Source organism: Pseudomonas sp. AD21 (genome assembly GCF_002878485.1).
GTDB lineage: Bacteria > Pseudomonadota > Gammaproteobacteria > Pseudomonadales > Pseudomonadaceae > Aquipseudomonas.
Window position 1 is genome coordinate 30043 of sequence record NZ_NQYG01000025.1, and the last position, 25889, is coordinate 55931.

Sequence of the window (25889 nt, forward strand, 5' to 3'; positions counted from 1 at the left end):
ATGAAAACTTTTACTGCTAAACCGGAAACAGTAAAGCGCGACTGGTTTGTCGTCGACGCTGCTGGTCAGACCCTGGGTCGTCTGGCCACCGAAATCGCGAGCCGTCTGCGTGGCAAGCACAAGCCTGAGTACACTCCTCACGTTGACACCGGCGACTACATCGTCGTAATCAACGCTGAGCAGATTCGTGTTACCGGTGCTAAAACCACTGACAAAATGTACTACTCCCACTCCGGTTTCCCGGGCGGCATCAAGTCGATCAACTTTGAAAAGCTGATCGCTAAAGCCCCTGAGCGCGTGATCGAGACCGCGGTTAAAGGCATGCTGCCTAAAAACCCACTGGGTCGCGACATGTACCGTAAGCTGAAAGTCTATGCGGGCGCTGCACACCCACATACTGCTCAGCAGCCCCAAGAACTGAAGTTTTAACGGAATAGTACATTATGTCGGCGACTCAAAATTACGGCACTGGCCGTCGCAAGACCGCAACCGCACGCGTTTTCCTGCGTCCGGGTACTGGTAATATCTCCATCAACAACCGTTCGCTGGATAACTTCTTCGGCCGCGAAACTGCCCGCATGGTAGTTCGTCAGCCGCTGGAGCTGACCGAGACTGTCGAGAAATTCGACATCTACGTCACCGTGATCGGCGGTGGTGTAAGTGGTCAAGCTGGCGCAATCCGCCACGGCATCACTCGCGCTCTGATGGACTACGACGAAACCCTGCGTAGCGCTCTGCGCAAAGCTGGCTTCGTTACCCGCGACGCCCGTGAAGTTGAACGTAAGAAAGTTGGTCTGCGTAAAGCGCGTAAGCGTCCGCAGTACTCGAAGCGTTAATTCGTTTCCACGTTCAAAAAAGAACGCCCGATTCCTCACGGAACCGGGCGTTTTTTTATGCCTGCGATTTATTAAAGAATTGCGCTGTGACAACTTGCCACATTCGTAGACCCCCTATACTACAAGGCTTGAGGGTGGGAGCTCCGGGTAATTCCCTTGTCAGAATTGGGGCTTTTCATTACCATCTCGGCAAAATTTTTATAAGTAACATTGATTTATTTAGTAGATGCCTGATTTAACAGGCCACAAAGCTGATGGGAGAGGACTGAATGAGCAATGACGGCGTGAATGCAGGCCGGCGTCGCTTCTTGGTAGCAGCCACATCCGTGGTGGGTGCTGCAGGAGCGGTGGGGGCTGCGGTCCCGTTCGTGGGGTCATGGTTTCCCAGTGCCAAGGCGAAAGCCGCTGGTGCACCGGTGAAAGTGAATGTCAGCAAGATCGAGCCAGGACAGCAGATGATTGCCGAGTGGCGCGGCCAGCCGGTGTTCATTGTCCGCCGTACTGCGGAAATCCTGGGGAATCTCAAGAAGATCGAGGGCCAGCTCTCCGATCCGACTTCCAAAAACTCCACGCAACCTACCTATGTCGACCCTGAAGTGCGTTCGATCAAGCCGGAAATTCTGCTGCTGATCGGCATTTGCACACACCTGGGTTGCTCACCAACCTTCCGTCCCGAAGTGGCGCCTGCGGATCTGGGTAAAGACTGGGTCGGTGGCTATTTCTGCCCTTGCCACGGTTCCCACTACGATCTGGCTGGCCGCGTCTACAAGTCGCAACCTGCGCCTTTGAATCTGCCAGTTCCCCCGCATTCCTATGAGACCGATGACCTGATTGTCATTGGCGTCGATACGGAGAAAGCGTGATGAGCAAGTTCATGGATTGGGTTGATGCGCGCTTCCCCGCGACCAAAATGTGGGAAGACCATCTCAGCAAGTATTACGCTCCAAAAAACTTCAACTTCTTCTACTTCTTCGGCTCCCTGGCGCTGCTGGTGCTGGTCAACCAGATCGTCACCGGTGTCTGGCTGACGATGAGCTACACGCCGTCGGCAGAAGAGGCGTTTGCCTCCGTTGAATACATCATGCGCGACGTCGAGTACGGCTCGATCCTGCGTCTGCTGCACTCGACCGGCGCTTCGGCGTTCTTCATCGTGGTCTATCTGCACATGTTCCGTGGCCTGCTCTACGGTTCGTATCAGAAGCCTCGTGAGCTGGTGTGGGTCTTCGGCATGCTGATCTACCTGGCACTGATGGCTGAAGCGTTCATGGGTTACCTGCTGCCGTGGGGCCAGATGTCCTACTGGGGTGCCCAGGTAATCATCTCGCTGTTCGGTGCGATTCCGGTCATCGGTAACGACCTGACCCAGTGGATTCGTGGTGACTACCTGATCTCCGGGATCACCTTGAACCGCTTCTTCGCCCTGCACGTTGTCGCGCTACCGATCGTGATTCTCGGTCTGGTGGTGCTGCACATTCTGGCGCTGCATGAAGTCGGCTCGAACAACCCTGACGGCGTCGACATCAAGAAGCACAAAGACGAAAACGGTATTCCGCTGGACGGCATTGCCTTCCACCCGTACTACACCGTGAAAGACATCGTCGGCGTGGTGGTGTTCCTGTTTATCTTCTGCTTTATCGTGTTCTTCTTCCCGGAAATGGGCGGCTACTTCCTCGAAAAACCAAATTTCGAGCAGGCCAATCCGTTCAAGACGCCTGAGCATATTGCACCGGTCTGGTACTTCACGCCGTTCTACGCGATCTTGCGTGCCATTCCGGACAAACTCATGGGCGTTATCGCCATGGGCGCCTCGATTGCCTTGCTGTTCGTGCTGCCATGGCTTGACCGCAGTCCGGTCAAATCGATGCGCTACAAGGGCTGGATGAGCAAAATCTGGCTGGTGGTGTTCTGCATCGCGTTCGTGATCCTCGGCATTCTGGGCGTACTGGCCCCGACGCCGGAGCGCACGCTGGTGTCGCAGATCTGCACCTTCCTGTACTTCGCCTACTTCATTCTGATGCCGTTCTACACCAGGCTCGAGAAGACCAAACCGGTTCCGGAAAGGGTGACTGGCTGATGAAAAAGTTATTTTTTGCTCTGATTTTTGCTGCTTTGCCTGTGCTGTCTTTCGCCGCCGAACACGGTGGCCCAGAGCTGGAAAAAGTCGACATCGATGTGTCCGACAAAGCTGCCCTGCAAGATGGTGCGCGTACCTTTGCCAACTATTGCATGGGTTGCCACAGTGCCAAGTTCCAGCGTTACGAGCGGGTTGCCGATGACCTCGGCATTCCACACGAAATGATGCTCGAGAAACTGGTGTTCACCGGTGCCAAGATCGGCGACCACATGAACATCGGCATGCAGCCGGCGGACGCCAAGACCTGGTTCGGCGCTGCGCCGCCGGATCTGACTCTGGTCGCTCGCGTACGTGGCACTGACTGGCTTTACGGTTATCTGCGCTCGTTCTACGAAGATCCTGCACGTCCATGGGGCGTGAATAACAAGGTCTTCCCGAACGTCGGCATGCCTAACGTGCTGGTCGGTCTGCAAGGTCGCCAGGTGGTTGGTTGCAAACAGGTACAGATCGTCGAAGACGGCAAGAAGCAATATGATCCACTGACCGGTACGCCGCTGACCCATGAAGCGTGCGATCAGTTGACCATCGTGCCGAAAACCGGTGCTCTGAACGAAGAGCAGTTCGATGAGAAGGTCAAGAATCTGGTAACCTTCCTGGCTTACTCGGCTAACCCGGTTAAGCTGCAACATCAGCGCATCGGTACTTATGTCTTGCTGTACCTGGCGTTCTTCTTTGTGTTCGCCTACCTGCTCAAGCGTGAATACTGGAAAGACGTGCACTGATACGCTTCAAGCATTGCTGTTAATCGCGCGCGCCCAAGGGCGCCTCCGATAACGCAGCGTCTGGTCAGCCAGGCGTTGCGGGAGGCGCCCTCTGGGCGCGCGCGTTTTTCCGGTTCCGACAATTTCAACAAGCGAGGAGGATCGCCATGGGCGTGACCAATCGGTTGGCCTGTTACTCCGACCCCGCCGACCACTATTCCCACCGAGTGCGCATTGTGCTTGCAGAGAAGGGTGTCAGCGCCGAGATCATTTATGTGGAAGCTGGTCGCCAGCCGCCTAAACTGATTGAGGTAAACCCTTACGGCAGTCTGCCGACGCTGGTCGATCGTGACCTGGCGTTGTGGGAGTCGACCGTGGTGATGGAATATCTGGATGAGCGTTACCCGCATCCGCCATTGATGCCGGTTTACCCGGTGGCGCGTGCCAACAGCCGTTTGCTGATTCATCGTATTCAGCGCGACTGGTGTGGTCTGGTGGATCTGATTCTGGATCCCAAGTCCAAGGAGGCCGCGCGAGTCGTGGCGCGCAAGGAATTGCGTGAAAGCCTGACGGGCGTGTCGCCATTGTTTGCCGACAAGCCGTTTTTCCTCAGTGAGGAACAAAGTCTGGTGGATTGCTGCCTATTGCCAATACTCTGGCGTTTGCCGATTCTGGGTATTGAACTGCCGCGGCCAGCCAAGCCGCTGCTTGATTATATGGAGCGCTCGTTTGCGCGTGAGGCTTTCCAGGCGAGTCTGTCTGGTGTCGAACGCGATATGCGCTAAGGCTTAAGGAGCCGCTATGAACTCCAGTCGACCTTATCTGGTCCGCGCGCTCTACGAGTGGATTGTTGATAACGATTGCACCCCGCACATGCTGGTCAACTCCGAGTACCCGGCGGTGCAGGTGCCGCAGGGTTTCGCCAGTGACGGGCAGATTGTCCTGAACATTTCGCCCAGTGCTGTTCGGCATTTGCACATGGACAACGACGTGGTGACCTTCGAGGGTCGCTTTGGTGGTGTCCCGCACAGTCTGTACGTGCCAATCAGTGCGATTCTGGGTATCTATGCCCGGGAAAACGGTCAGGGCATGGTGTTCGATCTCGAGTCGCCGATGGATGACGAAGACGATATCGAGCCGGATGACGACTTGCCGCCACCGGACAGCGAGCCGCCCCGCCCAAGTGGCCGGCCAAGCCTGAAAGTGGTGAAGTAATAAAAAAGGCGATCCGGATGGATCGCCTTTTTTATGTCTGCGCGTTGGGTGTCAGTCGATGTATTCGAACAGCTTGACGATCTTTTGCACGCCGGAAACGCCTTGCACCAGGTTGGTCGCCTGTTGGGCTTCCTGTTTGGTCAGCAGGCCCAGCAGATAGACGATGCCGTTCTCGGTCACGACTTTGATGCGCGAGCCTGGAATGCTGGCATCGGTCAGCATCTGGGTCTTGATCTTGGTGGTCAGCCAGGAGTCGTTCTGGCGGGCGAGGAAGCTTGAAGGCGTGATCACTTGCAGCTCGTTGTGCACCTTCTTCACGCGCTGGACGTTGGCAGCGGCCTGTTCGGCCTTGGCCTTGAGGTCTTCGCGCGGCGTCTGGCCGGCAAGCAACACCACGCCGTTGAAGCTGGTGACGACGATGTGCGAGTCCTTGTCCAGGGCCGGGTCGGCCTTGGCCACGTTGACGCCGACTTTGGTCTCGATCAGCGAGTCGTCGATTTTGCTGCCGAAGGTTCGGGTGCCGCGGTCGTCTTCAATCGGTGCTTCACGGCTGGCATTCACCACCGAAGTGCAGCCGCTGATGCCGAGGCACAGGGTCAAGGCCAGAAGGCCAAGGCGATTAGGGGTCATTCTTCACTCCCGAACAATTGGCTGTCGATCAGATCGCAGAGGCAATGGATCGCCAGCAGATGGACTTCTTGAATACGTGCGGTGACATGGGCCGGTACACGGATTTCGACGTCTTCAGGCAACAGCAACGATGCCATGCCGCCGCCATCGCGGCCAGTCAATGCTACGACAACCATTTCGCGATCATGTGCGGCCTGGATCGCTTGAATAATGTTTGCCGAGTTGCCGCTGGTCGAAATGGCCAGCAACACATCGCCTGGCTGACCGAGTGCGCGGATCTGCTTGGAGAACACTTCGTTGTAGCTGTAGTCATTGGCGATCGAGGTGATCGTCGAGCTGTCCGTGGTCAGGGCGATGGCGGGCAGGCTCGGGCGTTCGCGTTCGAAGCGGTTCAGCAGCTCCGAGGAAAAGTGCTGGGCGTCGCCGGCAGAGCCGCCGTTGCCACAGGAAAGCATTTTGCCTTCGTTCAGCAGGGCGTTGACCATGATCTGGCTGGCTTGCTCGATGTGCGGTGCAAGTACGTCCATCGCCTGTTGCTTGGTGTCGATACTGGCCTGGAAAAGCTGGCGAATTCGGGATTGCATGTCCATCTGTGTGACCTTAAGTGGCGCGGCTGTTCGGCACATGAATGTGCAGCCCGCAAAGCAAAGAGCAAAAATTGTCGGTGAAAGTGTCCGGTGTGATGTGCGGAGAATCAACCATCGAAAGCATTCTGCAACCAGTTCAACTGATTCGGGTGCCTGTCGATGGCCACCACGTCGAAGCGGCAAGGGGAATCGGCCCAGTGCGACTCGCGCTGAAGAAAATACTGCGCGGCGAAAATCAGTTTCTGCCGTTTGCGCTCATCGATGCTAGCGAGCGCGCCACCCCATTGAGTGTTTTTTCTGTAGCGGACTTCAACGAATACTACTGTATCGCCATCAAGCATGACCAGATCAAGCTCGCCGCGTTTGCATGACCAGTTCTGCGCCAGCAGGCGCAGACCCTGGTGTTGCAGATGCTCGAGCGCCTGGCGCTCGGCATCCTTACCGCTTTGCAGGTGCGAGCTGTCGGGCATCAGCGCGGCGTGTCCGGCAGGCGTTGAACCTGACCGCTGACGAACTGTGCCCAAGGCAGCTGACGCACGACGCGTTGGGTCTGGGTCATGCCGAGGTTGCCCGATTCACCTTCGATGCGGCTGTCTGGCAGGGCTTTGAGTTGGCCCAGGCGCGGAGCCAGGCGATAGGCGTCCACGCCCATCGCGTACAGGCGGCCAAGGCTGCCGGCAGCCTGCGGCCACTGTGCAACCACTTGTTGGCGCAGCGGATCGCTGGTCTCCAGCAGCCACGGTGTTTCACAGAAGCGAATGCCGTTCATGTCGTTGTACTGATTCACATCGCCGCTGGCGCTGTAGACGTGGGAGGTGGCGTAGACCGGAACGTCACCGGCGTACTGGAAGTTCAGCGTCGGCTTGATCTGCTGTGCCTGTTGCGGAGTGGCGGCCAGGAAGATGAATTCGATGTCCTGACGACGCGAAGGCTGCGCGGCGACGTTGGTGCCGGCGGCGTTCTGCAGGCTCTTGGCGCGGGCTTCGCTTTGACGCAGCTGGAACATGTCGGCGATCTGCTGGGCCAGTTGCACCGGCTGATCAACGCGTTCGGTGGCGACGATGCTGCCGCCGTTGGCCTGCCAATCCTGGCTGAATGCGCGCAACACGCGGTCGCCCCATTCGCCTTTCGGCACCATGATTGCGGCGCGATGCAGGCCATCAGCACGGGCACGGCGCGAGACTTCGCGGGCTTCGTCTTCAGCGGCCAGACCGAACTGGAACAGTTGCGCCGGGCCCTGATCGCCTTCGCTGTAGTTCAGTGCGAGGGTGGTGATCGGCAGTTGCGGGCGAGTGCTCAGTTGTTTGACCAGTGGCTTTTCCAGTGGACCAACCACCAGTTGCACGCCATCGGCCTGCGCCTTGCGGTAGAACTCGTCCATCGAGGTCAGTTTCGAGCTGTCATAGAACTCGATGGCAGGCGGCTTCTGTCCGGCTTGTTGGGCCTGGTAGTGCGCCGCCATGAAGCCTTCACGCAGGGCTTTGCCAACGGCGGCCAGCGGGCCGTCCTGTGGCAGCAGCAGGGCGATCTTGCTCAGGGGCTGGCTGGCCAGCTCCTTGAGTTTGGTCAGCGGCAGCGGCAGGTTGATCGCAGCCGGGTGCTTTGGATTCTGCGCACGCCAGGCATCGATCGCGGCTTGCTGCTGTTCCAGGGTGCCGGCAGTTTTCACCGCCAGGGCCAGTCCCATCCAGCCACCGAGATCGTCGGAGGTGTTGGGTTGCAGTTGATCGGTCGGCAGCGAGGCGATCAGGGTCCAGATCGCTTCGTGGTTCTTGCTGGCGGCTTCGCCTTTGAGCATTGGCGCGATAAAGATGCGCTCGCGTGCGGCAGGCAGGGTCTGGCCGTCGGCTTCCAGTGCGCGGGCGTGCACTGTGCCGGTGCGCACCTGCTGCTCTTCCGGCATCTCGCTCAGGTGCTGCAGGCTTGGATGGCTCAGAGCGGTCAGCGCAGCTTTTGGCTGATTGCGAGTCATTGCCAGTTCAGCAGACAGGGTGTTGGCGAAAATCTGCTGGCCAGGCTTCAACTGCTCCATTGGCACTTGTTGCAGGATCTGCGCGGACTGGCCAGCGTTGCCCTGGCGGTAAGCCAGGTCTGCCGCGCTCAGGCGCAACAGAGCGGCTTTTTCCGGGGTCTTGGCCTGGGTAGCCTGTTCGAGCAGTTGCTCGATGCTGGCATCTGGGGTCCGTGGAAGTTCGCCAAGGCTGGAGGAAGGGGAGCTGGCGCAGGCCGCCAGCAAGGCAGCGAGGCAGAGGGCAGTGAACAGCCGCAGGCAAGCGATCATGTAAGTGTTCCTGATACTCGATCAAATTAGCGTGGAATTGTACCCAAGCACTGGCCGGGGCGCGATGTTACTGGAGTGAAACCGTCAATTTAGCTGAAGTAAATGTTGCGGCATCGCACAAAGACGCACAAAACCGGCGTCGGCCGGAACGCATCGCAAGCCTCGGGACGCGTTACAATGCCGGCTTTACCGATCATGAGGTGTGCGCTTTGACTGCTCCAGGTTCCCTGAATTCCGCTGCTGGCTCGCTTTATGTGGTGGCGACGCCCATCGGCAACCTGGACGACATCAGTGCCCGGGCCCTGAAAATCCTTCGCGAGGTGGCATTGATTGCCGCTGAGGACACGCGCCACTCGGCGCGGTTGATGCAGCACTTCGGCATTGCCACGCCGTTGGCCGCATGCCATGAACACAACGAGCGTGATGAAGGTAGCCGCTTTATCACTCGGCTGCTGGCCGGCGACAATGTTGCGCTGATTTCCGATGCGGGTACGCCGCTGATTTCCGATCCGGGGTATCACCTGGTGCGTCAGGCACGGGCGGCGGGGATCAATGTGGTGCCGGTGCCGGGTGCCTGCGCGTTGATCGCGGCGCTGTCAGCGGCGGGACTGCCATCGGATCGCTTCATTTTTGAAGGGTTTCTGCCGGCCAAGTCGGTGGGGCGCAAGGCGCGACTGGAAGCGGTTAAAGAAGAGCCGCGCACGCTGATTTTCTATGAGGCCCCGCACCGCATTCTCGAATGCCTGCAGGACATGGAAGCGGTGTTCGGTGGCGAGCGTCAGGCCTTGCTGGCCCGCGAAATCACCAAGACGTTCGAAACGCTTAAAGGTTTGCCGCTGGCCGAGCTGCGGGCATTTGTCGAGTCCGACAGCAATCAGCAGCGCGGCGAGTGCGTGGTACTGGTGGCTGGCTGGTCGGCGCCGGAGTCTGAAGATGCGGTCAGCAGCGAGGCGATGCGCATCCTCGATTTGCTGCTGGAAGAGATGCCGCTCAAGCGCGCCGCCGCGCTGGCCGCACAAATCACCGGTGAGCGCAAAAACGTGCTTTACCAGGTTGCGCTGGACAAGCAGAAGGGCGAGTAACCCGTCGCGCAGACAGGTTTCGCGGCTATTAGCGCTTGTTCTTCGGGCGCTCTGCCGTTAACCTGCGCGGCGGAGAGTCGATCGGACAGTCGCTGCCCTCTATGAAAATTAGGGGGGGGAGGAAAGTCCGGGCTCCATAGGGCGAAGTGCCAGGTAATGCCTGGGAGGCGTGAGCCTACGGAAAGTGCCACAGAAAATAACCGCCTAAGCGCTTCGGCGCCGGTAAGGGTGAAAAGGTGCGGTAAGAGCGCACCGCACGTCTGGCAACAGTTCGTGGCTAGGTAAACCCCACTTGGAGCAAGACCAAATAGGGTCCCAAGGCGTGGCCCGCGCTGGGACCGGGTAGGTTGCTAAAGATGTCCAGTGATGGCCATCGTAGACGAATGACTGTTCAAGACAGAACCCGGCTTACAGATCGACTCTCCACCTTTTTCTTTCCCTGCTTGAATCAAAGGCATCAGGGCTGTGTATTATCGGCAGGCCTGCGCTAAAGTCCGGCAGCGGCAAATGCAGTAATAGCCATTTCCCACCTTGCTTCAATCAACAGCAGAAGCGCTTTTGTAATACCGAAAAAATCTTACTCTTAACAAATTACTTTAACTTTCGAGCGCAGCTATCCGTGCTGCATCAAGTTATTGGTCAAAAGTATCCGCCAAATTGTCGTTACCCCTCCTTTTAAGCTCCTAAATCTCCGTTCTGTAAGGCTTTTCCTTTAATCCGCGCCTTGACGGTGTGGTGGGCGCATTCCTATAGTGTGCGCAAGTGGCGGAAAGTGGCATGAAGTGGGTTTTTTGAGCTCAAAACGATAAAAATTGGAGAAACGCTGACGTGTTTCGCGGAGCTAACGCTATCAGTCTCGATGCAAAGGGCCGTCTCGCCATGCCGAGCCGGTACCGTGACGAGCTCGTTTCGCGTAGTTCCGGCCAATTAATCGTCACGATTGATGCCGTTGACCCATGTTTGTGCGTTTACCCGCTCGACGAGTGGGAAATTATTGAAACCAAGTTGCGCGCGCTCCCTTCGCTTCGAGAAGAGAACCGTCGCCTGCAACGGTTATTGATTGGTAATGCCGTCGATCTCGAACTCGATGGCAGTGGTCGTTTTCTGGTTCCGCCGCGTCTGCGCGAATACGCCAAGCTCGATAAGCGCGCGATGCTGGTAGGCCAACTGAACAAGTTCCAACTGTGGGACGAGGATGCATGGAACGCGGTATCTGCCGCTGACCTTGCTGCTATTCAACAACCGGGCGCCATGCCTGACGAACTGCGTGATTTGATCCTGTGACTATTGATAGCGGCTTTAACCACATCACCGTACTGCTTGACGAAGCCGTCGAGGCTCTCGCCGTACGTCCTGATGGCTGCTATCTGGACGGTACGTTCGGACGCGGCGGGCACAGCCGGTTGATCCTCAGCCAGCTCGGGCCGGACGGTCGGCTCATCGGATTCGACAAAGATCCACAAGCGATTGCCACCGGGCAAACGCTAGCGGCCGAAGACGGCCGCTTTGTCGTTGTGCAGCGCAGCTTTGCCGAGCTGGGTTCGGAAGTGTCCGAGCGCGGTCTGGCCGGCAAGGTCAGCGGTATCCTGCTGGATCTCGGTGTGTCTTCGCCGCAGCTTGACGACGCCGAGCGTGGCTTCAGCTTCCTCAACGACGGCCCGCTGGACATGCGCATGGATCCGTCCCGTGGCATCAGCGCCGCCGAGTTCGTCAACACCGCGCCGGTGGAAGAAATCGCCCGGGTGTTCAAGGAATACGGTGAAGAACGTTTCTCCGGCCGCATGGCCCGTGCCGTGGCCGAGCGTCGCGATATCAAGCCGTTCGAGCGCACCGCCGATCTGGCTGAAGTGTTGAAAGTCGCCAACCCGGCGTGGGAGAAGGGCAAGAACCCGGCGACCCGTGCTTTCCAGGGTTTGCGCATTCACGTCAACAACGAACTGGGCGATCTGGAAACCGGCCTCGAAGCCGCGCTGGATGCGCTGGAAGTGGGCGGCCGCCTGGTCGTCATCAGCTTCCACTCGCTGGAAGACCGCATCGTCAAACTGTTCATGCGCAAGCTGGTGAAAGGCGAAGCCGACAACCTGCCGCGCAACCTGCCGGTTCGCCATGTCGCGTTCGAACCGAAAATCAAAGTCCATGGCAAAGCGCAGACGGCCTCCGACGCCGAACTCAAAGCCAACCCACGTTCCCGTAGCGCTGTCATGCGTGTCGCGGAGAAGTTGCGGTGAGCAAGCTTTTCGCCAAGCCTCTGCCGGGCGGCAGCTTTTTCATGCTGCTGCTGTTTATCGGCGTGCTCGTGTCGGCCATCGGCGTGTCTTACAGCGCGCACTGGAACCGGCAGTTGCTCAACACCCTTTACAACGAACTCAGCGTGCGCGACAAGGCGCAGGCCGAGTGGGGGCGCCTGATTCTCGAGCAAAGCACCTGGACCGCGCACAGTCGGATCGAAGTGCTGGCCACCGAACAATTGAAAATGCACATCCCGGGCGCGGCTGACGTGAAGATGGTGGCGCCATGATGAAACTCGAAGGGGCACTTTTCCCGTGGCGCTTCCGTTTGATGGTGGCACTGCTCGGTGTCATGGTCGCGGCGATCTGCTGGCGCATCATCGACCTGCAAGTGGTTGACCGGGACTTCCTCAAGGGGCAGGGCGACGCCCGCAGTCTCCGTCACATTCCGATTCCGGCTCACCGTGGTCTGATCACTGACCGTAACGGCGAGCCTTTGGCCGTGAGTACCCCGGTGACCACCCTGTGGGCCAACGCCAAGGAAATGCAGACCGCCAAAGAGAAGTGGCCGGCATTGGCGGCAGCGCTGGGGCAGGATCCGAAAGCCTTGGCCGAACGCCTTGAGGCCCAGGCCAACAAGGAATTCATTTATCTGGTGCGCGGGTTGACCCCCGAGCAAGGCCAGACCGTGCTCGACCTGAAAGTGCCGGGCGTCTACGGCATCGAAGAGTTCCGCCGCTTCTATCCGGCCGGTGAAGTCACCGCGCACATGGTCGGCTTTACCGACATCGACGATCACGGACGCGAAGGTGTCGAGCTGGCCTACGACGAATGGCTGGCCGGGGTGCCGGGCAAACGGCAGGTCATCAAGGATCGGCGCGGTCGGCTGATCAAGGATGTCCAGGTCACCAAGAACGCCAAGGCCGGCAAGCCCTTGGCGTTGTCGATTGACCTGCGTCTGCAATACCTGGCCAACCGCGAGCTGCGCAACGCGATCATCGAGAACGGCGCCAAGGCCGGCAGCCTGGTGATCATGGACGTGAAGACCGGCGAGATTCTCGCCATGGTCAACCAGCCGACCTACAACCCGAACAACCGTCGCAACCTGCAACCGGCGATGATGCGTAACCGCGCGATGATCGACGTGTTCGAACCGGGTTCGACCATGAAAGCGATCTCGATGAGCGCGGCCATCGAGTCCGGGCGCTGGAAACCGACCGACACCGTCGAGGTGTATCCGGGCACGCTGCAGATCGGTAAATACACGATCAAGGACGTTTCCAAGAGCGAAGGTCCGGTGCTGGACATGACCGGTATTCTGATCAATTCCAGTAACGTCGGCATGAGTAAGGTCGCGTTCGATATCGGCGGTGAAACCATTTACCGTCTCGCGCAGAAAGTCGGTCTGGGCCAGGACACCGGCCTCGGCTTCCCGGGCGAGCGTGTCGGCAACCTGCCGAACTACCGCGACTGGCGCAAGGCTGAAACCGCGACACTGTCGTACGGTTACGGTATTTCCGTGACCGCGATCCAGCTGGTGCATGCATTCTCGGCGTTGGCCAACAACGGTCGTCTCGCACCGCTGACCCTGATCAAAACCGACAAGCCGCCGCAGACCACTCAGGTCTTGCCGGAAGCCGTGGCGAAAACCATGCAGGGCATGCTCACCCAAGTGATCGAAGCACCGCGCGGCGTGTTCCGTGCGCAGGTGCCGGCGTATCACGTGGCCGGCAAGTCCGGTACTGCACGTAAAACCTCGGTGGGCACCAAGGGCTACGCCGAAAACTCCTACCGCTCGCTGTTCGCCGGTTTCGGCCCGATGAGCGATCCGCGTTACGCCATCGTGGTGGTGATCGATGAACCGTCCAAGGCCGGTTACTTCGGTGGTCTGGTTTCGGCGCCGGTGTTCAGCCGTGTGATGTCCGGCACCCTGCGTCTGATGAACGTGACGCCGGACAACCTGCCGACCACCCAACAGGCCAACGCTACGCCGGCCGTTCCGCTGAAAGCCAATGGAGGGCGCGGCTGATGTCATTAAGTCTGAACAAGATATTCCCCCACGCCGGCCACGATCTGTTGATCCGTGAATTGGCGCTGGACAGCCGTAACGTACGCGCGGGTGATTTGTTCCTCGCCGTGCCTGGCGGCAAGTTCGATGGCCGTGCGCACATCGCCGATGCCTTGCAGCGCGGCGCGGCGGCGGTTGCCTATGAAGTGGAAGGCGCCACCGTGCTGCCGATCACTGAAGTGCCGTTGATTCCGGTCAAGGGCCTGGCTGCGCAGTTGTCCGACATTGCCGGGCGTTTTTATGGCGAGCCAAGCCGTCACCTGAACCTGATCGGCGTCACTGGCACCAACGGTAAAACCAGCGTGACCCAATTGGTTGCGCAGGCGCTGGATCTGCTCGGTCAGCATTGCGGCATCGTCGGTACCTTGGGTTCCGGCTTCTACGGCGCGCTGGAAAGCGGCCTGCACACCACCCCGAACCCGATTGCCGTGCAAGCGACCCTGGCCGACCTGAAAAAGGCCGGGGCCAAAGCAGTGGCCATGGAAGTTTCTTCCCACGGTCTGGATCAGGGCCGGGTCACCGCGTTGGCGTTCGACGTGGCGGTGATGACCAACCTGTCCCGCGATCACCTGGATTATCACGGCACCATGGAGGCGTACGCCGAGGCCAAGGCCAAGCTGTTCGCCTGGAGTGACTTGAAGTGCCGCGTGGTCAATCTCGACGACGATTTCGGTCGGCAACTGGCCGCCGAAAAACGTGAGTCGCGTTTGATCAGCTACAGCCTGCTCGACAGCAGCGCCTATCTGTATGTCCGCGAAGCGCAGTTCGATGATCACGGCGTGCGCGCTACGCTGGTGACGCCGCAGGGCGAGCACCATTTGCGCAGCACACTGCTCGGCCGCTTCAATCTGAGCAACGTGCTGGCGGCAGTTGGTGCCTTGCTCGGTCTGGACTATGCCCTCGACGAAATTCTCAAGGTGCTGCCGAAACTCGAAGGCCCGGCCGGGCGCATGCAGCGTCTGGGCGGCGGTACTCAGCCATTGGTGGTGGTCGATTACGCCCACACCCCGGACGCGCTGGAAAAAGTCCTGAGCGCGCTGCGTCCTCACGTCAAAGGCCAGTTGCTGTGCCTGTTCGGTTGCGGTGGTGATCGCGATCGCGGCAAGCGTCCGCTGATGGCCGAAGTGGTCGAGCGTCTGGCTGACCGCGTGCTGGTCACCGATGACAACCCACGCACCGAAGACCCTGCGGTGATTTTTGATGACATCCGCGCAGGCTTCACCGCTGTGGATAAAGTCACCTTTGTTGCCGGCCGTGGTCAGGCCATTGCCCAGCTGATTGCTGGCGCCTCGGCGGATGACGTGATTGTCCTGGCCGGTAAAGGTCACGAGGACTATCAGGAAATCAACGGTGAGCGCCACGCGTTCTCCGATCTGGTCGAAGCCGATCATGCTCTCACTGCATGGGAGGTGGCCCATGCTTAAGGCCCTGACATTGAGCGAACTGATCAACGTGCTCGACGCGCGTCTGATCAGCAGCGATGCAAGTTTCGACGGCGTCAGCATCGACAGCCGTGCGATCAAGCCAGGTCAGCTGTTTATTGCCCTGACCGGTCCGCGTTTTGACGGTCATGATTACCTGAACGACGTTGCCGGCAAAGGCGCCGTCGCGGCGCTGGTCGAGCGCGAAGTGCCCGACAGCACCTTGCCGCAACTGCTGGTCAAGGACACCCGTCAGGCCCTTGGCCAGTTGGGTGCGTTGAACCGTGCCGCGTTCAGTCGGCCGGTCGCTGCCATCACCGGTTCCAGCGGCAAGACCACGGTCAAGGAGATGCTCGCGAGCATCCTGCGCACCCGCGGTGCCGTGCTCGCCACGCGCGGCAACCTGAACAACGATCTGGGCGCACCGCTGACCCTGCTCGAACTGGCCCCGGAACATACGGCGGCCGTGATCGAACTGGGCGCCTCGCGCCTGGGTGAAATCGCCTACACCGTAGGGCTGACCAAACCGCACGTGGCGATTCTGAACAATGCCGGCACCGCGCACGTCGGTGAATTCGGCGGTCCGGAAAAAATCGTCGAAGCCAAAGGCGAGATCATCGACGGTCTGGCGGCGGATGGCGTTGCCGTGCTCAACCTCGACGACAAGGCCTTCGGTATCTGGAAGGCTCGCGCCGGTGCACGCAAGGTGCTGACCTTCTCTCTGAGCAACCCTCAGGCAGACTTCTACGCCAGCGACCTTAGCTCCGATGCCCGTGGTTGCCCGGCCTTCAACCTGCATACACCTGAAGGTGTCGAGCATGTTCAGTTGAACCTGCTCGGCACACACAACGTCGCCAATGCCATGGCCGCCGCCGCTGCCGCTCACGCCCTGGGCGTGTCGCTGTTCGGCATTGCCACCGGGCTTGGCGCCGTGCAACCGGTCAAGGGGCGTACCGTCGCGCAACTGGCGCAGAACGGCATGCGCGTGATCGATGACACTTACAACGCAAACCCCACCTCCATGTGCGCTGCCGTTGATATACTCGCCGGCTTTTCCGGCCGCACCGTCCTGGTGCTCGGAGATATCGGCGAGTTGGGCGACTGGGCGGAGCAGGGGCACCGCGACGTGGGCGAGTACGCCCGGGGCAAGGTTTCCGCGCTTTACGCGGTCGGACCGAACATGGTTCACGCCGTAAACGCATTCGGTAAAGAGGCGCATCACTTCGGTACGCAAGCCGAACTGATCCAGGCCCTCGATGCCGAGCAGGACACAAACACCACCATTTTGATCAAGGGTTCGCGCAGTGCAGCGATGGAAAACATCGTTGCGGCTCTGTGCGGGTCCAGTCTGGAGAAACATTAATGCTGCTGCTGCTAGCGGAGTATCTGCAACAGTTCTACAAAGGCTTCGCGGTCTTCCAGTACCTGACCCTGCGCGGGATCCTCGGTGTGCTGACCGCGCTGGTTTTGTCGCTGTGCTATGGCCCGTGGATGATCCGCACTCTGCAGAACCGTCAGATCGGCCAGTCCGTTCGCAATGACGGCCCGCAATCGCACCTGTCCAAGTCGGGCACACCGACCATGGGCGGCGCACTGATTCTGTCCTCCATCGGTGTCAGCACCCTGTTGTGGGCTGACCTGAGCAACCGCTACGTGTGGGTGGTGCTGTTGGTGACCCTGCTGTTCGGCGCTATCGGCTGGGTCGACGATTACCGCAAGGTCATCGAGAAGAACTCCCGTGGCTTGCCAAGCCGCTGGAAGTATTTCTGGCAATCGGTGTTCGGCCTGGGCGCGGCGATCTTTCTTTATATGACCGCGACCACACCGGTGGAAACCACGCTGATCCTGCCGATGCTCAAGGACTACAGCATTCCGCTGGGCGCCGGCTTCATCGTGCTGACCTACTTTGTGATCGTCGGCTCGAGCAACGCGGTCAACCTGACTGACGGCCTCGACGGCCTGGCGATCATGCCGACGGTAATGGTCGGCGGCGGTCTGGGCATCTTCTGCTACCTGTCGGGTAACGTGAAATTCGCTGAATACCTGCTGATCCCTTACGTGCCGGGCGCGGGCGAGCTGATCGTGTTCTGCGGTGCGCTGATCGGTGCCGGCCTCGGATTCCTCTGGTTCAACACCTATCCGGCGCAAGTGTTCATGGGCGACGTCGGCGCACTCGCGCTGGGCGCGGCACTGGGCACCATTGCAGTGATCGTGCGTCAGGAAATCGTGCTGTTCATCATGGGCGGTGTGTTCGTGATGGAAACCCTCTCCGTGGTTATCCAGGTTGCTTCCTTCAAGTTGACCGGTCGCCGTGTGTTCCGCATGGCACCGATTCACCACCACTTTGAACTCAAGGGCTGGCCCGAGCCACGCGTGATCGTCCGTTTCTGGATCATCACCGTGATTCTCGTGCTGATCGGCCTTGCCACCCTGAAGCTGAGGTAGAACGAGTGTCTCTGATCGCTTCTGACCACTTCCGCATCGTTGTCGGCCTCGGCAAGAGCGGCATGTCCCTGGTTCGCTTCCTGGCGAACCGGGGCGTGTCGTTTGCCGTCGCCGATACGCGGGACAATCCACCGGAACTGGCCACGCTCAAGCGTGACTATCCGCACGTGGAAGTGCGTTGTGGCGAGCTGGACGTCGAATTCCTGTGCCGTGCCGACGAGCTCTACGTGAGCCCCGGTCTGGCGCTGGCGACCCCGGCCCTGCAAGCCGCTGCAGCCCGTGGCGTGAAAATGTCCGGCGATATCGAGCTGTTCGCGCGTAACGCGCAGGCGCCGATCGTGGCTATCACCGGTTCCAACGCGAAAAGCACCGTCACCACCCTGGTCGGCGAGATGGCAGCAGCGGCCGGCAAACGCGTCGCGGTGGGCGGCAACCTCGGTACGCCGGCGCTGGACTTGCTCGGCGACGACGTCGAGCTGTACGTGATGGAGCTGTCGAGCTTCCAGCTGGAAACCACCGACCAGCTCAACGCTGAAGTGGCCACCGTGCTGAACATCAGCGAAGACCACATGGACCGCTACAGCGGCCTGCCGGCGTACCACCTGGCCAAGCACCGGATCTTCCGTGGGGCGAAGCAGTTCGTGGTCAATCGTCAGGACGCCCTCAGCCGTCCGTTGATCGGTGAAGGTCAGCCATGCTGGACCTTCGGCCTGAACAAACCTGATTTCAAGGCGTTCGGTCTGCGTGAAGAGAACGGCGAGAAATACCTGGCCTTCGAATTCCAGAACCTGATGCCGGTGCGCGAACTGAAGGTTCGTGGCGCGCATAACCAGTCCAATGCCCTGGCGGCACTGGCGCTCGGTCATGCGGTCGGCCTGCCGTTCGATGCAATGCTTGCGGCCCTGCGCAACTTCACCGGTCTCGAACACCGCTGCCAGTGGCTGCGCGATCTGGATGGCGTCGGCTACTACAACGATTCCAAGGCCACCAATGTTGGCGCCGCTCTGGCCGCCATCGAAGGTCTGGGGGCGGACATCGACGGCAAGGTCGTGCTGATCGCCGGTGGCGACGGCAAGGGCGCCGAGTTCAACGACTTGCGCGCACCAGTGGCAACCAACTGCCGTGCGGTGATCCTGATGGGCCGCGACTCCGACAAGATCGGTGCGGCCATCGGTGACGCCGTGCCGCTGATTCGTGCGACCTCGCTGGTCGACGCCGTCGCACAATGCCGCGCAGCCGCCCAGCCGGGCGACGTGGTGCTGCTGTCGCCGGCCTGCGCCAGTTTCGACATGTTCAAGAATTACGAAGACCGTGGTCACCAGTTCGTCCGCGCCGTGGAGGATCTGGCATGAGCCTGCGCAATATCATCAAGCCGTACCCGTCGCCGATCATCACCGGCCGTGGCATCGACCTCGACTTCCCGATGCTCGCCGGCTGCCTGGCGCTGCTGGGCCTGGGCCTGATCATGATTGCCTCGGCGTCCACCGAAGTGGCGGCGGCGCAATCGGGCAGCGCGCTTTACTACATGATTCGCCACCTTATTTATGTCGTGCTGGGTCTGGGCGCGTGCATCGTCACCATGATGATTCCGATCGCCACCTGGCAACGCCTTGGCTGGCTGATGCTGATCGGTGCCTTTGGCTTGCTGGTGATGGTGATCATCCCGGGCATCGGCCGTGAAGTGAACGGTTCGATGCGCTGGATCGGTTTCAGCTTCTTCAACGTGCAGCCATCCGAGATCGCCAAGGTATTCGTGGTGATCTACCTCGCCGGTTACCTGGTGCGTCGCCAGAAAGAAGTGCGCGAGAGCTGGATGGGCTTCTTCAAGCCGTTCATCGTACTGCTGCCGATGGCAGGCCTGTTGCTGATGGAGCCGGACTTCGGCGCCACCGTCGTGATGATGGGCGCTGCGGCAGCGATGCTGTTCCTTGGCGGGGTCGGGTTGTTCCGCTTCTCGCTGATGGTGGTGTTGGCGGTCGGGGCCGTGGTCTTGCTGATTCAGATGCAGCCTTATCGAATGGCGCGTCTGACCAACTTCGCAGACCCATGGGCCGACCAGTTCGGCGCCGGTTATCAGTTGTCGCAGGCGTTGATCGCCTTCGGTCGCGGTGAATGGCTGGGCGTTGGCCTGGGCAACAGCGTGCAGAAGCAGTTCTACCTGCCGGAAGCGCACACCGACTTCGTGTTCTCGGTACTGGCCGAAGAGCTGGGCGCCGTCGGTTCGCTGTGCACCGTCGCGCTATTCGTCTTCGTGTGTATTCGTGGCATGTACATCGGGCTGTGGGCCGAAAAGGCCAAGCAGTTCTTCGCCGCCTACGTGGCTTACGGTCTGTCGTTCCTGTGGATTGGCCAGTTCCTGATCAACATCGGGGTGAACGTCGGCCTGCTGCCAACCAAGGGTCTGACCTTGCCGTTCCTCAGTTACGGCGGCAGTTCCCTGGTGATCTGCTGTGCCTGCCTCGGCTTGTTATTGAGGATCGAGTGGGAGAGTCGAACCCACCTGGGCAGTGAAGAGATGGAGTTCCATGAGAGCGACTTCGCCGAGGAGCCGAACCATGGGCGCTAACGTATTGATCATGGCCGGCGGAACCGGCGGCCACGTGTTCCCGGCGCTGTCCTGTGCCCGCGAATTCCAGGCGCGCGGCTACACCGTGCACTGGCTCGGCACGCCACGCGGGATCGAAAACGATCTGGTACCGGCCGCAGGTCTTGAATTGCATCGCATCAATGCCACGGGGTTGCGTGGCAAGGGCAAGCTGTCGCTGCTCAAGGCGCCGTTCATGTTGCTGAAGTCGGTCTGGCAGGCGCGGGCGGTCATTCGTCGCTTGAAGCCAGTCTGTGTGGTCGGCTTCGGTGGTTATGTGACCGGCCCCGGCGGGATCGCTGCCAAACTGGCCGGTGTGCCGGTGATCGTTCACGAGCAGAACGCCGTGGCCGGCACCGCCAATCGGTTGCTGGTGCCGTTCGCCGCCCGGGTGTGTGAAGCGTTCCCCGACACCTTTACTCTGTCGGACACCCGCCGTACCACCGGAAACCCGGTGCGCAGCGAGCTGTTCCTCGAAACATCGCGACCTGCCCTGGCGGGTCGCAAAGCGCGTTTGCTGATCCTTGGCGGAAGCCTGGGCGCAGAACCGTTGAACAAGTTGCTGCCTGAAGCCCTGGCCCAAGTCCCTGTCGATTTGCGCCCGGAAGTGTTTCATCAGGCTGGCAAAAACCACGATGAAGTGACTGCAGAGCGCTACCGCGCCGCCGGCGTCGATGCGCAGGTGCAGCCGTTCATCAAAGACATGGCCCAGGCCTATGGCTGGGCTGACCTGGTGGTGTGCCGCGCAGGCGCGTTGACCATCAGTGAGCTGGCTGCCGCCGGTCTGCCCTCGATGCTGGTGCCTTTGCCCCACGCGATCGACGATCACCAGACCCGCAACGCCGATTATTTGGCCCGTGAAGGCGCTGCCTTCCTGATGCCGCAAAGAACGACTGGTGCCGCGGACCTTGCCGCGCGCCTGACAGAGGTCTTGATGCAACCGCAACGACTCGAAGATATGGCCCAAGCGGCCCGCCGTCTGGCGAAACCCGATGCCACCCGTAGCGTGGTCGATACCTGTCTGGAGGTGGCCCATGGTTGAGAATCAGAAAGCCATGCCACAACCGGAAATGCGCCGCATCCGTCGCATCCACTTCGTCGGCATCGGCGGCGTGGGCATGTGCGGGATTGCTGAAGTGTTGTTGAACCTGGGCTATGAAGTCTCCGGTTCCGACTTGAAAGCTTCGCCTGTGACCGAGCGTCTGGAATCGTTCGGCGCGCATATTTTCATCGGCCACCGTGCCGAGAACGCTGCGACCGCCGATGTGCTGGTGGTGTCGAGCGCCGTGAACACTTCCAACCCGGAAGTCGCGACTGCTCTTGAGCGTCGTATTCCGGTAGTGCCGCGTGCCGAAATGCTCGCCGAGCTGATGCGCTATCGCCACGGCATCGCCGTCGCCGGTACCCACGGCAAAACCACCACCACCAGCCTGATCGCTTCGGTGTTCGCTGCCGGTGGTCTGGACCCGACCTTCGTTATCGGTGGCCGTCTGAATGCTGCGGGCACCAATGCCCAGCTCGGCACCAGCCGTTACCTGATCGCCGAAGCCGATGAAAGCGATGCGAGCTTCCTGCATCTGCAACCGCTGGTGGCCGTGGTCACCAACATCGACGCCGACCACATGGCGACCTACGACGGCGACTTCAACAAACTGAAGAAAACCTTCGTCGAGTTCCTGCACAACCTGCCGTTCTACGGTTTGGCGGTGATGTGCCTGGACGATCCGGTGGTGCGCGAAATCCTCCCGCTGGTGAAACGTCCGACCGTGACCTACGGCTTCAGCGAAGACGCTGACGTGCGCGCGATCAATGTGCGCCAGCAAGGCATGCAGACCTTCTTCACCGTGCTGCGTCCTGACCGCGAGCCGCTGGATGTTTCCGTGAACATGCCGGGCAACCACAACGTGCTCAATTCGCTGGCAACCATTTGCATCGCCACCGACGAAGGCGTCAGTGATGAAGCCATCGTCCAAGGGCTGTCGGGCTTCCAGGGTGTTGGTCGGCGCTTCCAGGTCTACGGCGAACTGCCGGTGGACGGCGGCAACGTGATGCTGGTCGATGACTACGGTCACCACCCGACCGAAGTCGCGGCGGTGATCAAAGCCGTACGCGGTGGCTGGCCGGAGCGCCGTCTGGTGATGGTTTACCAGCCGCACCGTTACAGCCGCACCCGCGATCTGTACGACGACTTCGTCAATGTACTGGCCGATGCCAACGTGTTGCTGCTGATGGAAGTCTATCCGGCCGGCGAAGAGCCGATCCCCGGCGCCGACAGCCGCAAGCTATGCAACAGCATCCGCCAGCGTGGTCAGCTCGACCCGATCTACATCGAACGTGGCGTCGATCTGGCGCCACTGGTCAAGCCGCTGCTGCGTGCCGGCGACATCCTGCTGTGCCAGGGCGCCGGTGATATCGGCGGTCTCGCGCCGAAGCTGTTGAAAAGTGAATTGTTCGCTGGCGCCGTGGCGGCGTCGGTCGAGGGGAAGTTGAAATGACTGCTGCCTACGCCAACCTGTTCTCCACGATCGCGCCGAAAGACTTCGGCCGTGTCGCCGTGCTCTTTGGCGGCCTGAGTGCCGAGCGTGAGGTTTCGCTGAAATCCGGTAACGCCGTGCTCGACGCGCTGCAGAGCGCTGGCGTGGACGCGTTCGGCATCGACGTTGGCGACGACATTCTGCAACGTCTGCTCAGCGAAAAGATCGACCGCGCCTTCATCATTCTTCACGGCCGTGGCGGTGAAGACGGCTCCATGCAGGGCCTGCTCGAAGTGGCGGGTATTCCGTACACCGGCAGCGGCATTCTGGCTTCGGCACTGGCGATGGACAAACTGCGTACCAAGCAGGTCTGGCACAGCCTCGGGATTCCGACGCCGCGTCACGCCGTGCTGTGCAGCGAAGCCGATTGTATTTCGGCGGCGACGGAACTGGGCTTCCCTTTGATCGTCAAACCGGCGCATGAAGGTTCAAGTATCGGGATGGCCAAAGTGAGTTCTGCGTCCGAGTTGATCGACGCATGGAAAGCGGCCAGTACCTACGATTCGCAAGTCTTGGTCGAGCAATGGATTCAAGGTCCGGAGTTCACCATCGCCACCCTGCGTGACCAGGTGTTGCCTCCTATCGCCCTGGGTACACCGCACACGTTCTACGACTACGACGCCAAGTACATCGCCAACGATACCCAGTATCGGATTCCGTGCGGGCTGGATGCCGCCAAGGAACAGGAACTCATGGATCTCACGGCCAAGGCCTGTGAGGCGCTGGGTATTGCCGGTTGGGGCAGGGCGGACGTGATGCAGGACGCCGACGGGCAGTTCTGGTTCCTGGAAGTGAACACCGCACCGGGCATGACCGATCACAGCCTGGTACCGATGGCGGCGAAAGCGGCTGGTCTGGATTTCCAGCAACTGGTCCTGGCCATTCTGGCCGCCAGTGTTGAAGGCTCCGGTAATAAAGAGGCGCGAGGTTAAGACCATGCAAGGCGCTCAGCTCAGACATCAGCCACCCGCACCCGGCCGCAAGCCGGTGCCGCGGGGTGCCAGCCGAATGGTGGCCAAAGAGCCGATGTCCGTGCGCCTGCCGAAAGCCAATTTCGGCTTTCTGAAAAGCCTGTTCTGGCCGGTGCTGCTGGTGGTGCTGGGTTTTGGAACCTACGAAGGCGCGCAGCGTTTGTTGCCGTACGCCGACCGGCCGATCACCAAGATCGCCGTGCAGGGTGACCTGAGCTACATCAGCCAGCAAGCGGTGCAGCAGCGGATTGCCCCGTACGTGGCGTCGAGCTTCTTCACCATCGACCTGGCCGGCATGCGCACCGAGCTTGAGCAGATGCCCTGGATCGCCCACGCCGAAGTACGTCGGGTGTGGCCGGACCAGGTGGTGATCCGCCTCGAAGAGCAACTGCCCGTGGCCCGTTGGGGCGACGAGTCGCTACTGAACAACCAGGGCCAGGCGTTCACGCCAAAGGAGCTGGCGAACTACGAACACCTGCCACAGTTGTTCGGCCCACAACGGGCCCAGCAGCAAGTGATGCAGCAATATCAGGTGCTGAGCCAGATGCTAAGGCCGCTGGGCTTCTCGATTGCACGCCTGGAATTGCGTGAACGCGGCAGCTGGTTCCTGACCACCGGTGCCGGCAGTTCCGGTCCCGGCATCGAGTTGCTGCTGGGACGCGGCAACCTGGTGGAAAAGATGCGCCGCTTCATCGCCATCTATGACAAAACGCTTAAAGACCAGATTACGAACATTGCGCGCATCGATCTGCGCTACGCCAACGGCCTCGCCGTTGGCTGGCGGGAACCTGTAGCGCCGACGACAGACAAACCCGCTGTCGCAAAGAATTAAGAAGAGGCAGGACCCATGGCAAACGTGCAAAGCGGCAAAATGATCGTCGGTCTGGATATCGGCACCTCCAAAGTGGTGGCGCTGGTAGGCGAGGTCGCGGACGACGGCACGCTGGAAATCGTCGGTATCGGTACTCATCCGTCCCGCGGTCTGAAGAAGGGCGTGGTGGTGAACATCGAGTCCACCGTGCAGTCGATCCAGCGCGCGATCGAAGAAGCCCAACTGATGGCGGGCTGCCGCATTCACTCGGCGTTCGTCGGCGTGGCCGGCAATCACATCCGCAGCCTGAACTCCCACGGCATCGTCGCGATTCGTGATCGCGAAGTCAGCTCGGCTGACCTTGAGCGTGTACTCGACGCCGCCCAGGCCGTGGCGATCCCGGCTGACCAGCGCGTGCTGCACACCCTGCCGCAGGACTACGTGATCGATAACCAGGAAGGCGTGCGCGAGCCACTGGGCATGTCCGGCGTACGTCTGGAAGCCAAGGTTCACGTGGTCACCTGCGCCGTCAACGCCGCACAGAACATTGAAAAATGCGTGCGCCGCTGCGGTCTGGAAATCGACGACATCATTCTCGAGCAACTGGCCTCGGCCTACTCGGTGCTGACCGACGACGAAAAAGAGCTGGGCGTGTGCCTGGTCGACATCGGCGGCGGCACCACCGACATCGCGATCTTCACCGAAGGCGCGATCCGCCACACCGCGGTGATCCCGATTGCCGGTGATCAGGTGACCAACGACATCGCCATGGCGTTGCGCACCCCGACCCAGTACGCCGAAGAAATCAAGATCCGTTACGCCTGCGCCCTGGCCAAACTGGCCGGTGCCGGCGAAACCATCAAGGTGCCAAGCGTTGGCGACCGTCCACCACGCGAGCTGTCGCGTCAGGCCCTGGCCGAAGTGGTCGAGCCGCGTTACGACGAACTGTTCACCCTGATCCAGGCGGAGCTGCGTCGCAGCGGCTACGAAGACCTGATCCCGGCAGGCATCGTCCTGACCGGCGGTACGTCGAAGATGGAAGGCGCTACTGAACTGGCCGAAGAAATCTTCCACATGCCGGTTCGCCTGGGCGTGCCGCATGGCGTGAAGGGCCTGGATGACGTGGTTCGCAACCCGATTTATTCCACTGGCGTTGGCTTGTTGATGTACGGCCTGCAGAAGCAGTCCGACGGGATCTCGTTCTCGGGCATCGGCAGCCGCGACAGCTACAGCAACGATGAGCCACAGGCGCCGTTGCTGGACCGATTGAAGAAGTGGGTTCAAGGCAACTTCTAAAGCTTTACCGCAACACCGCTACAAAAATGCAGTAGGCGAAAAAACTAGAGAATGTAAGGAGAGGG

General features: G+C 60.3%; 26 protein-coding genes and 1 other RNA gene. 23 read left to right on the forward strand and 4 right to left on the reverse strand.

Features of this window, described 5'->3' with window-relative positions; genetic code table 11:
• From rplM to PseAD21_RS16425, 7 genes are all read left to right on the forward strand, one after another.
• The gene (gene rplM / locus PseAD21_RS16395; protein WP_007917032.1) at positions 1 to 429 is read left to right on the forward strand and encodes a 50S ribosomal protein L13; all 429 of its coding nucleotides are present in this window, start codon (positions 1 to 3) and stop codon (positions 427 to 429) included.
• A gap of 14 nt (positions 430 to 443) precedes the next feature.
• Positions 444 to 836, forward strand: a complete 393-nt coding sequence (gene rpsI / locus PseAD21_RS16400; RefSeq protein WP_003228056.1) for a 30S ribosomal protein S9 — start codon at positions 444 to 446, stop codon at positions 834 to 836.
• Between the two features lie 269 nt (positions 837 to 1105).
• Positions 1106 to 1699: a ubiquinol-cytochrome c reductase iron-sulfur subunit gene (gene petA / locus PseAD21_RS16405; RefSeq protein WP_003228055.1), complete on the forward strand. Its 594-nt coding sequence runs from the start codon at positions 1106 to 1108 to the stop codon at positions 1697 to 1699.
• Positions 1699 to 2910 (forward strand): cytochrome bc complex cytochrome b subunit, encoded by a 1212-nt coding sequence (locus tag PseAD21_RS16410; protein WP_025109300.1) that lies wholly within the window; start codon positions 1699 to 1701, stop codon positions 2908 to 2910. The genes petA and PseAD21_RS16410 overlap by 1 nt, the downstream gene beginning before the upstream one ends.
• The gene (locus PseAD21_RS16415; RefSeq protein WP_064589123.1) at positions 2910 to 3692 is read left to right on the forward strand and encodes a cytochrome c1; all 783 of its coding nucleotides are present in this window, start codon (positions 2910 to 2912) and stop codon (positions 3690 to 3692) included. Before PseAD21_RS16410 ends, PseAD21_RS16415 begins: the two co-directional genes overlap by 1 nt.
• Positions 3693 to 3838: 146 nt before the next feature.
• Complete coding sequence (locus PseAD21_RS16420; protein ID WP_007917025.1) at positions 3839 to 4456, forward strand: glutathione S-transferase N-terminal domain-containing protein; 618 nt, start codon at positions 3839 to 3841, stop codon at positions 4454 to 4456.
• Between the two features lie 16 nt (positions 4457 to 4472).
• Positions 4473 to 4886, forward strand: coding sequence for a ClpXP protease specificity-enhancing factor (locus PseAD21_RS16425; RefSeq protein ID WP_003228047.1), 414 nt, complete (start codon positions 4473 to 4475; stop codon positions 4884 to 4886).
• Positions 4887 to 4937: 51 nt separating this feature from the next.
• On the opposite strand, the gene PseAD21_RS16430 is transcribed toward PseAD21_RS16425, so the two are convergent.
• The 4 genes from PseAD21_RS16430 to PseAD21_RS16445 all read right to left on the reverse strand — a co-directional run bounded on the left by PseAD21_RS16430 (position 4938) and on the right by PseAD21_RS16445 (position 8384).
• Complete coding sequence (locus PseAD21_RS16430) at positions 4938 to 5516, reverse strand: BON domain-containing protein (protein WP_102356585.1); 579 nt, start codon at positions 5514 to 5516, stop codon at positions 4938 to 4940.
• Complete coding sequence (locus tag PseAD21_RS16435; protein WP_025109297.1) at positions 5513 to 6106, reverse strand: phosphoheptose isomerase; 594 nt, start codon at positions 6104 to 6106, stop codon at positions 5513 to 5515. Before PseAD21_RS16435 ends, PseAD21_RS16430 begins: the two co-directional genes overlap by 4 nt.
• 104 nt (positions 6107 to 6210) lie before the next feature.
• A complete protein-coding gene (locus tag PseAD21_RS16440; RefSeq protein WP_102356586.1) occupies positions 6211 to 6573 on the reverse strand; it encodes a YraN family protein in 363 nt (120 codons plus the stop codon).
• Positions 6573 to 8384: a penicillin-binding protein activator gene (locus PseAD21_RS16445; RefSeq protein ID WP_102356587.1), complete on the reverse strand. Its 1812-nt coding sequence runs from the start codon at positions 8382 to 8384 to the stop codon at positions 6573 to 6575. Before PseAD21_RS16445 ends, PseAD21_RS16440 begins: the two co-directional genes overlap by 1 nt.
• Positions 8385 to 8593: 209 nt before the next feature.
• Between PseAD21_RS16445 and rsmI the strand changes: the two genes are divergently transcribed.
• The 16 genes from rsmI to ftsA all read left to right on the forward strand — a co-directional run bounded on the left by rsmI (position 8594) and on the right by ftsA (position 25824).
• The gene (gene rsmI / locus PseAD21_RS16450) at positions 8594 to 9466 is read left to right on the forward strand and encodes a 16S rRNA (cytidine(1402)-2'-O)-methyltransferase (RefSeq protein WP_102356588.1); all 873 of its coding nucleotides are present in this window, start codon (positions 8594 to 8596) and stop codon (positions 9464 to 9466) included.
• A gap of 73 nt (positions 9467 to 9539) precedes the next feature.
• An RNA gene (gene rnpB, locus PseAD21_RS16455) (RNase P RNA component class A) lies at positions 9540 to 9893 on the forward strand.
• 401 nt (positions 9894 to 10294) lie between these two features.
• The gene (gene mraZ, locus PseAD21_RS16460; RefSeq protein ID WP_003205355.1) at positions 10295 to 10750 is read left to right on the forward strand and encodes a division/cell wall cluster transcriptional repressor MraZ; all 456 of its coding nucleotides are present in this window, start codon (positions 10295 to 10297) and stop codon (positions 10748 to 10750) included.
• Complete coding sequence (gene rsmH, locus PseAD21_RS16465; RefSeq protein ID WP_371859065.1) at positions 10747 to 11694, forward strand: 16S rRNA (cytosine(1402)-N(4))-methyltransferase RsmH; 948 nt, start codon at positions 10747 to 10749, stop codon at positions 11692 to 11694. The genes mraZ and rsmH overlap by 4 nt, the downstream gene beginning before the upstream one ends.
• Positions 11691 to 11984: a cell division protein FtsL gene (gene ftsL / locus PseAD21_RS16470; protein ID WP_007956777.1), complete on the forward strand. Its 294-nt coding sequence runs from the start codon at positions 11691 to 11693 to the stop codon at positions 11982 to 11984. The genes rsmH and ftsL overlap by 4 nt, the downstream gene beginning before the upstream one ends.
• The gene (locus tag PseAD21_RS16475) at positions 11984 to 13723 is read left to right on the forward strand and encodes a penicillin-binding protein 2 (RefSeq protein ID WP_178082136.1); all 1740 of its coding nucleotides are present in this window, start codon (positions 11984 to 11986) and stop codon (positions 13721 to 13723) included. The genes ftsL and PseAD21_RS16475 overlap by 1 nt, the downstream gene beginning before the upstream one ends.
• Positions 13723 to 15186, forward strand: a complete 1464-nt coding sequence (locus PseAD21_RS16480; RefSeq protein ID WP_102356590.1) for a UDP-N-acetylmuramoyl-L-alanyl-D-glutamate--2,6-diaminopimelate ligase — start codon at positions 13723 to 13725, stop codon at positions 15184 to 15186. The genes PseAD21_RS16475 and PseAD21_RS16480 overlap by 1 nt, the downstream gene beginning before the upstream one ends.
• The gene (gene murF, locus PseAD21_RS16485) at positions 15179 to 16546 is read left to right on the forward strand and encodes a UDP-N-acetylmuramoyl-tripeptide--D-alanyl-D-alanine ligase (protein WP_102356591.1); all 1368 of its coding nucleotides are present in this window, start codon (positions 15179 to 15181) and stop codon (positions 16544 to 16546) included. The genes PseAD21_RS16480 and murF overlap by 8 nt, the downstream gene beginning before the upstream one ends.
• Positions 16546 to 17628: a phospho-N-acetylmuramoyl-pentapeptide-transferase gene (gene mraY / locus PseAD21_RS16490; RefSeq protein WP_025109289.1), complete on the forward strand. Its 1083-nt coding sequence runs from the start codon at positions 16546 to 16548 to the stop codon at positions 17626 to 17628. The genes murF and mraY overlap by 1 nt, the downstream gene beginning before the upstream one ends.
• 5 nt (positions 17629 to 17633) lie before the next feature.
• Positions 17634 to 18980, forward strand: a complete 1347-nt coding sequence (murD, locus tag PseAD21_RS16495) for a UDP-N-acetylmuramoyl-L-alanine--D-glutamate ligase (protein WP_102356592.1) — start codon at positions 17634 to 17636, stop codon at positions 18978 to 18980.
• Entirely contained in the window at positions 18977 to 20194 is a 1218-nt protein-coding gene (gene ftsW / locus PseAD21_RS16500) for a putative lipid II flippase FtsW (protein ID WP_102356593.1), read from the forward strand. The genes murD and ftsW overlap by 4 nt, the downstream gene beginning before the upstream one ends.
• The gene (murG, locus tag PseAD21_RS16505; RefSeq protein WP_102356594.1) at positions 20184 to 21254 is read left to right on the forward strand and encodes an undecaprenyldiphospho-muramoylpentapeptide beta-N-acetylglucosaminyltransferase; all 1071 of its coding nucleotides are present in this window, start codon (positions 20184 to 20186) and stop codon (positions 21252 to 21254) included. Before ftsW ends, murG begins: the two co-directional genes overlap by 11 nt.
• Positions 21247 to 22707, forward strand: a complete 1461-nt coding sequence (murC, locus tag PseAD21_RS16510; RefSeq protein ID WP_102356595.1) for a UDP-N-acetylmuramate--L-alanine ligase — start codon at positions 21247 to 21249, stop codon at positions 22705 to 22707. The genes murG and murC overlap by 8 nt, the downstream gene beginning before the upstream one ends.
• Positions 22704 to 23678 carry a D-alanine--D-alanine ligase gene (locus PseAD21_RS16515; RefSeq protein WP_102356596.1) on the forward strand — a complete coding sequence of 325 codons (975 nt, stop codon included), beginning with the start codon at positions 22704 to 22706 and terminating at the stop codon, positions 23676 to 23678. Before murC ends, PseAD21_RS16515 begins: the two co-directional genes overlap by 4 nt.
• A gap of 4 nt (positions 23679 to 23682) precedes the next feature.
• Complete coding sequence (locus tag PseAD21_RS16520) at positions 23683 to 24549, forward strand: cell division protein FtsQ/DivIB (RefSeq protein WP_025109283.1); 867 nt, start codon at positions 23683 to 23685, stop codon at positions 24547 to 24549.
• Positions 24550 to 24564: 15 nt separating this feature from the next.
• Positions 24565 to 25824 (forward strand): cell division protein FtsA, encoded by a 1260-nt coding sequence (gene ftsA, locus PseAD21_RS16525; protein WP_003228014.1) that lies wholly within the window; start codon positions 24565 to 24567, stop codon positions 25822 to 25824.
• Positions 25825 to 25889 lie beyond the last annotated feature (65 nt).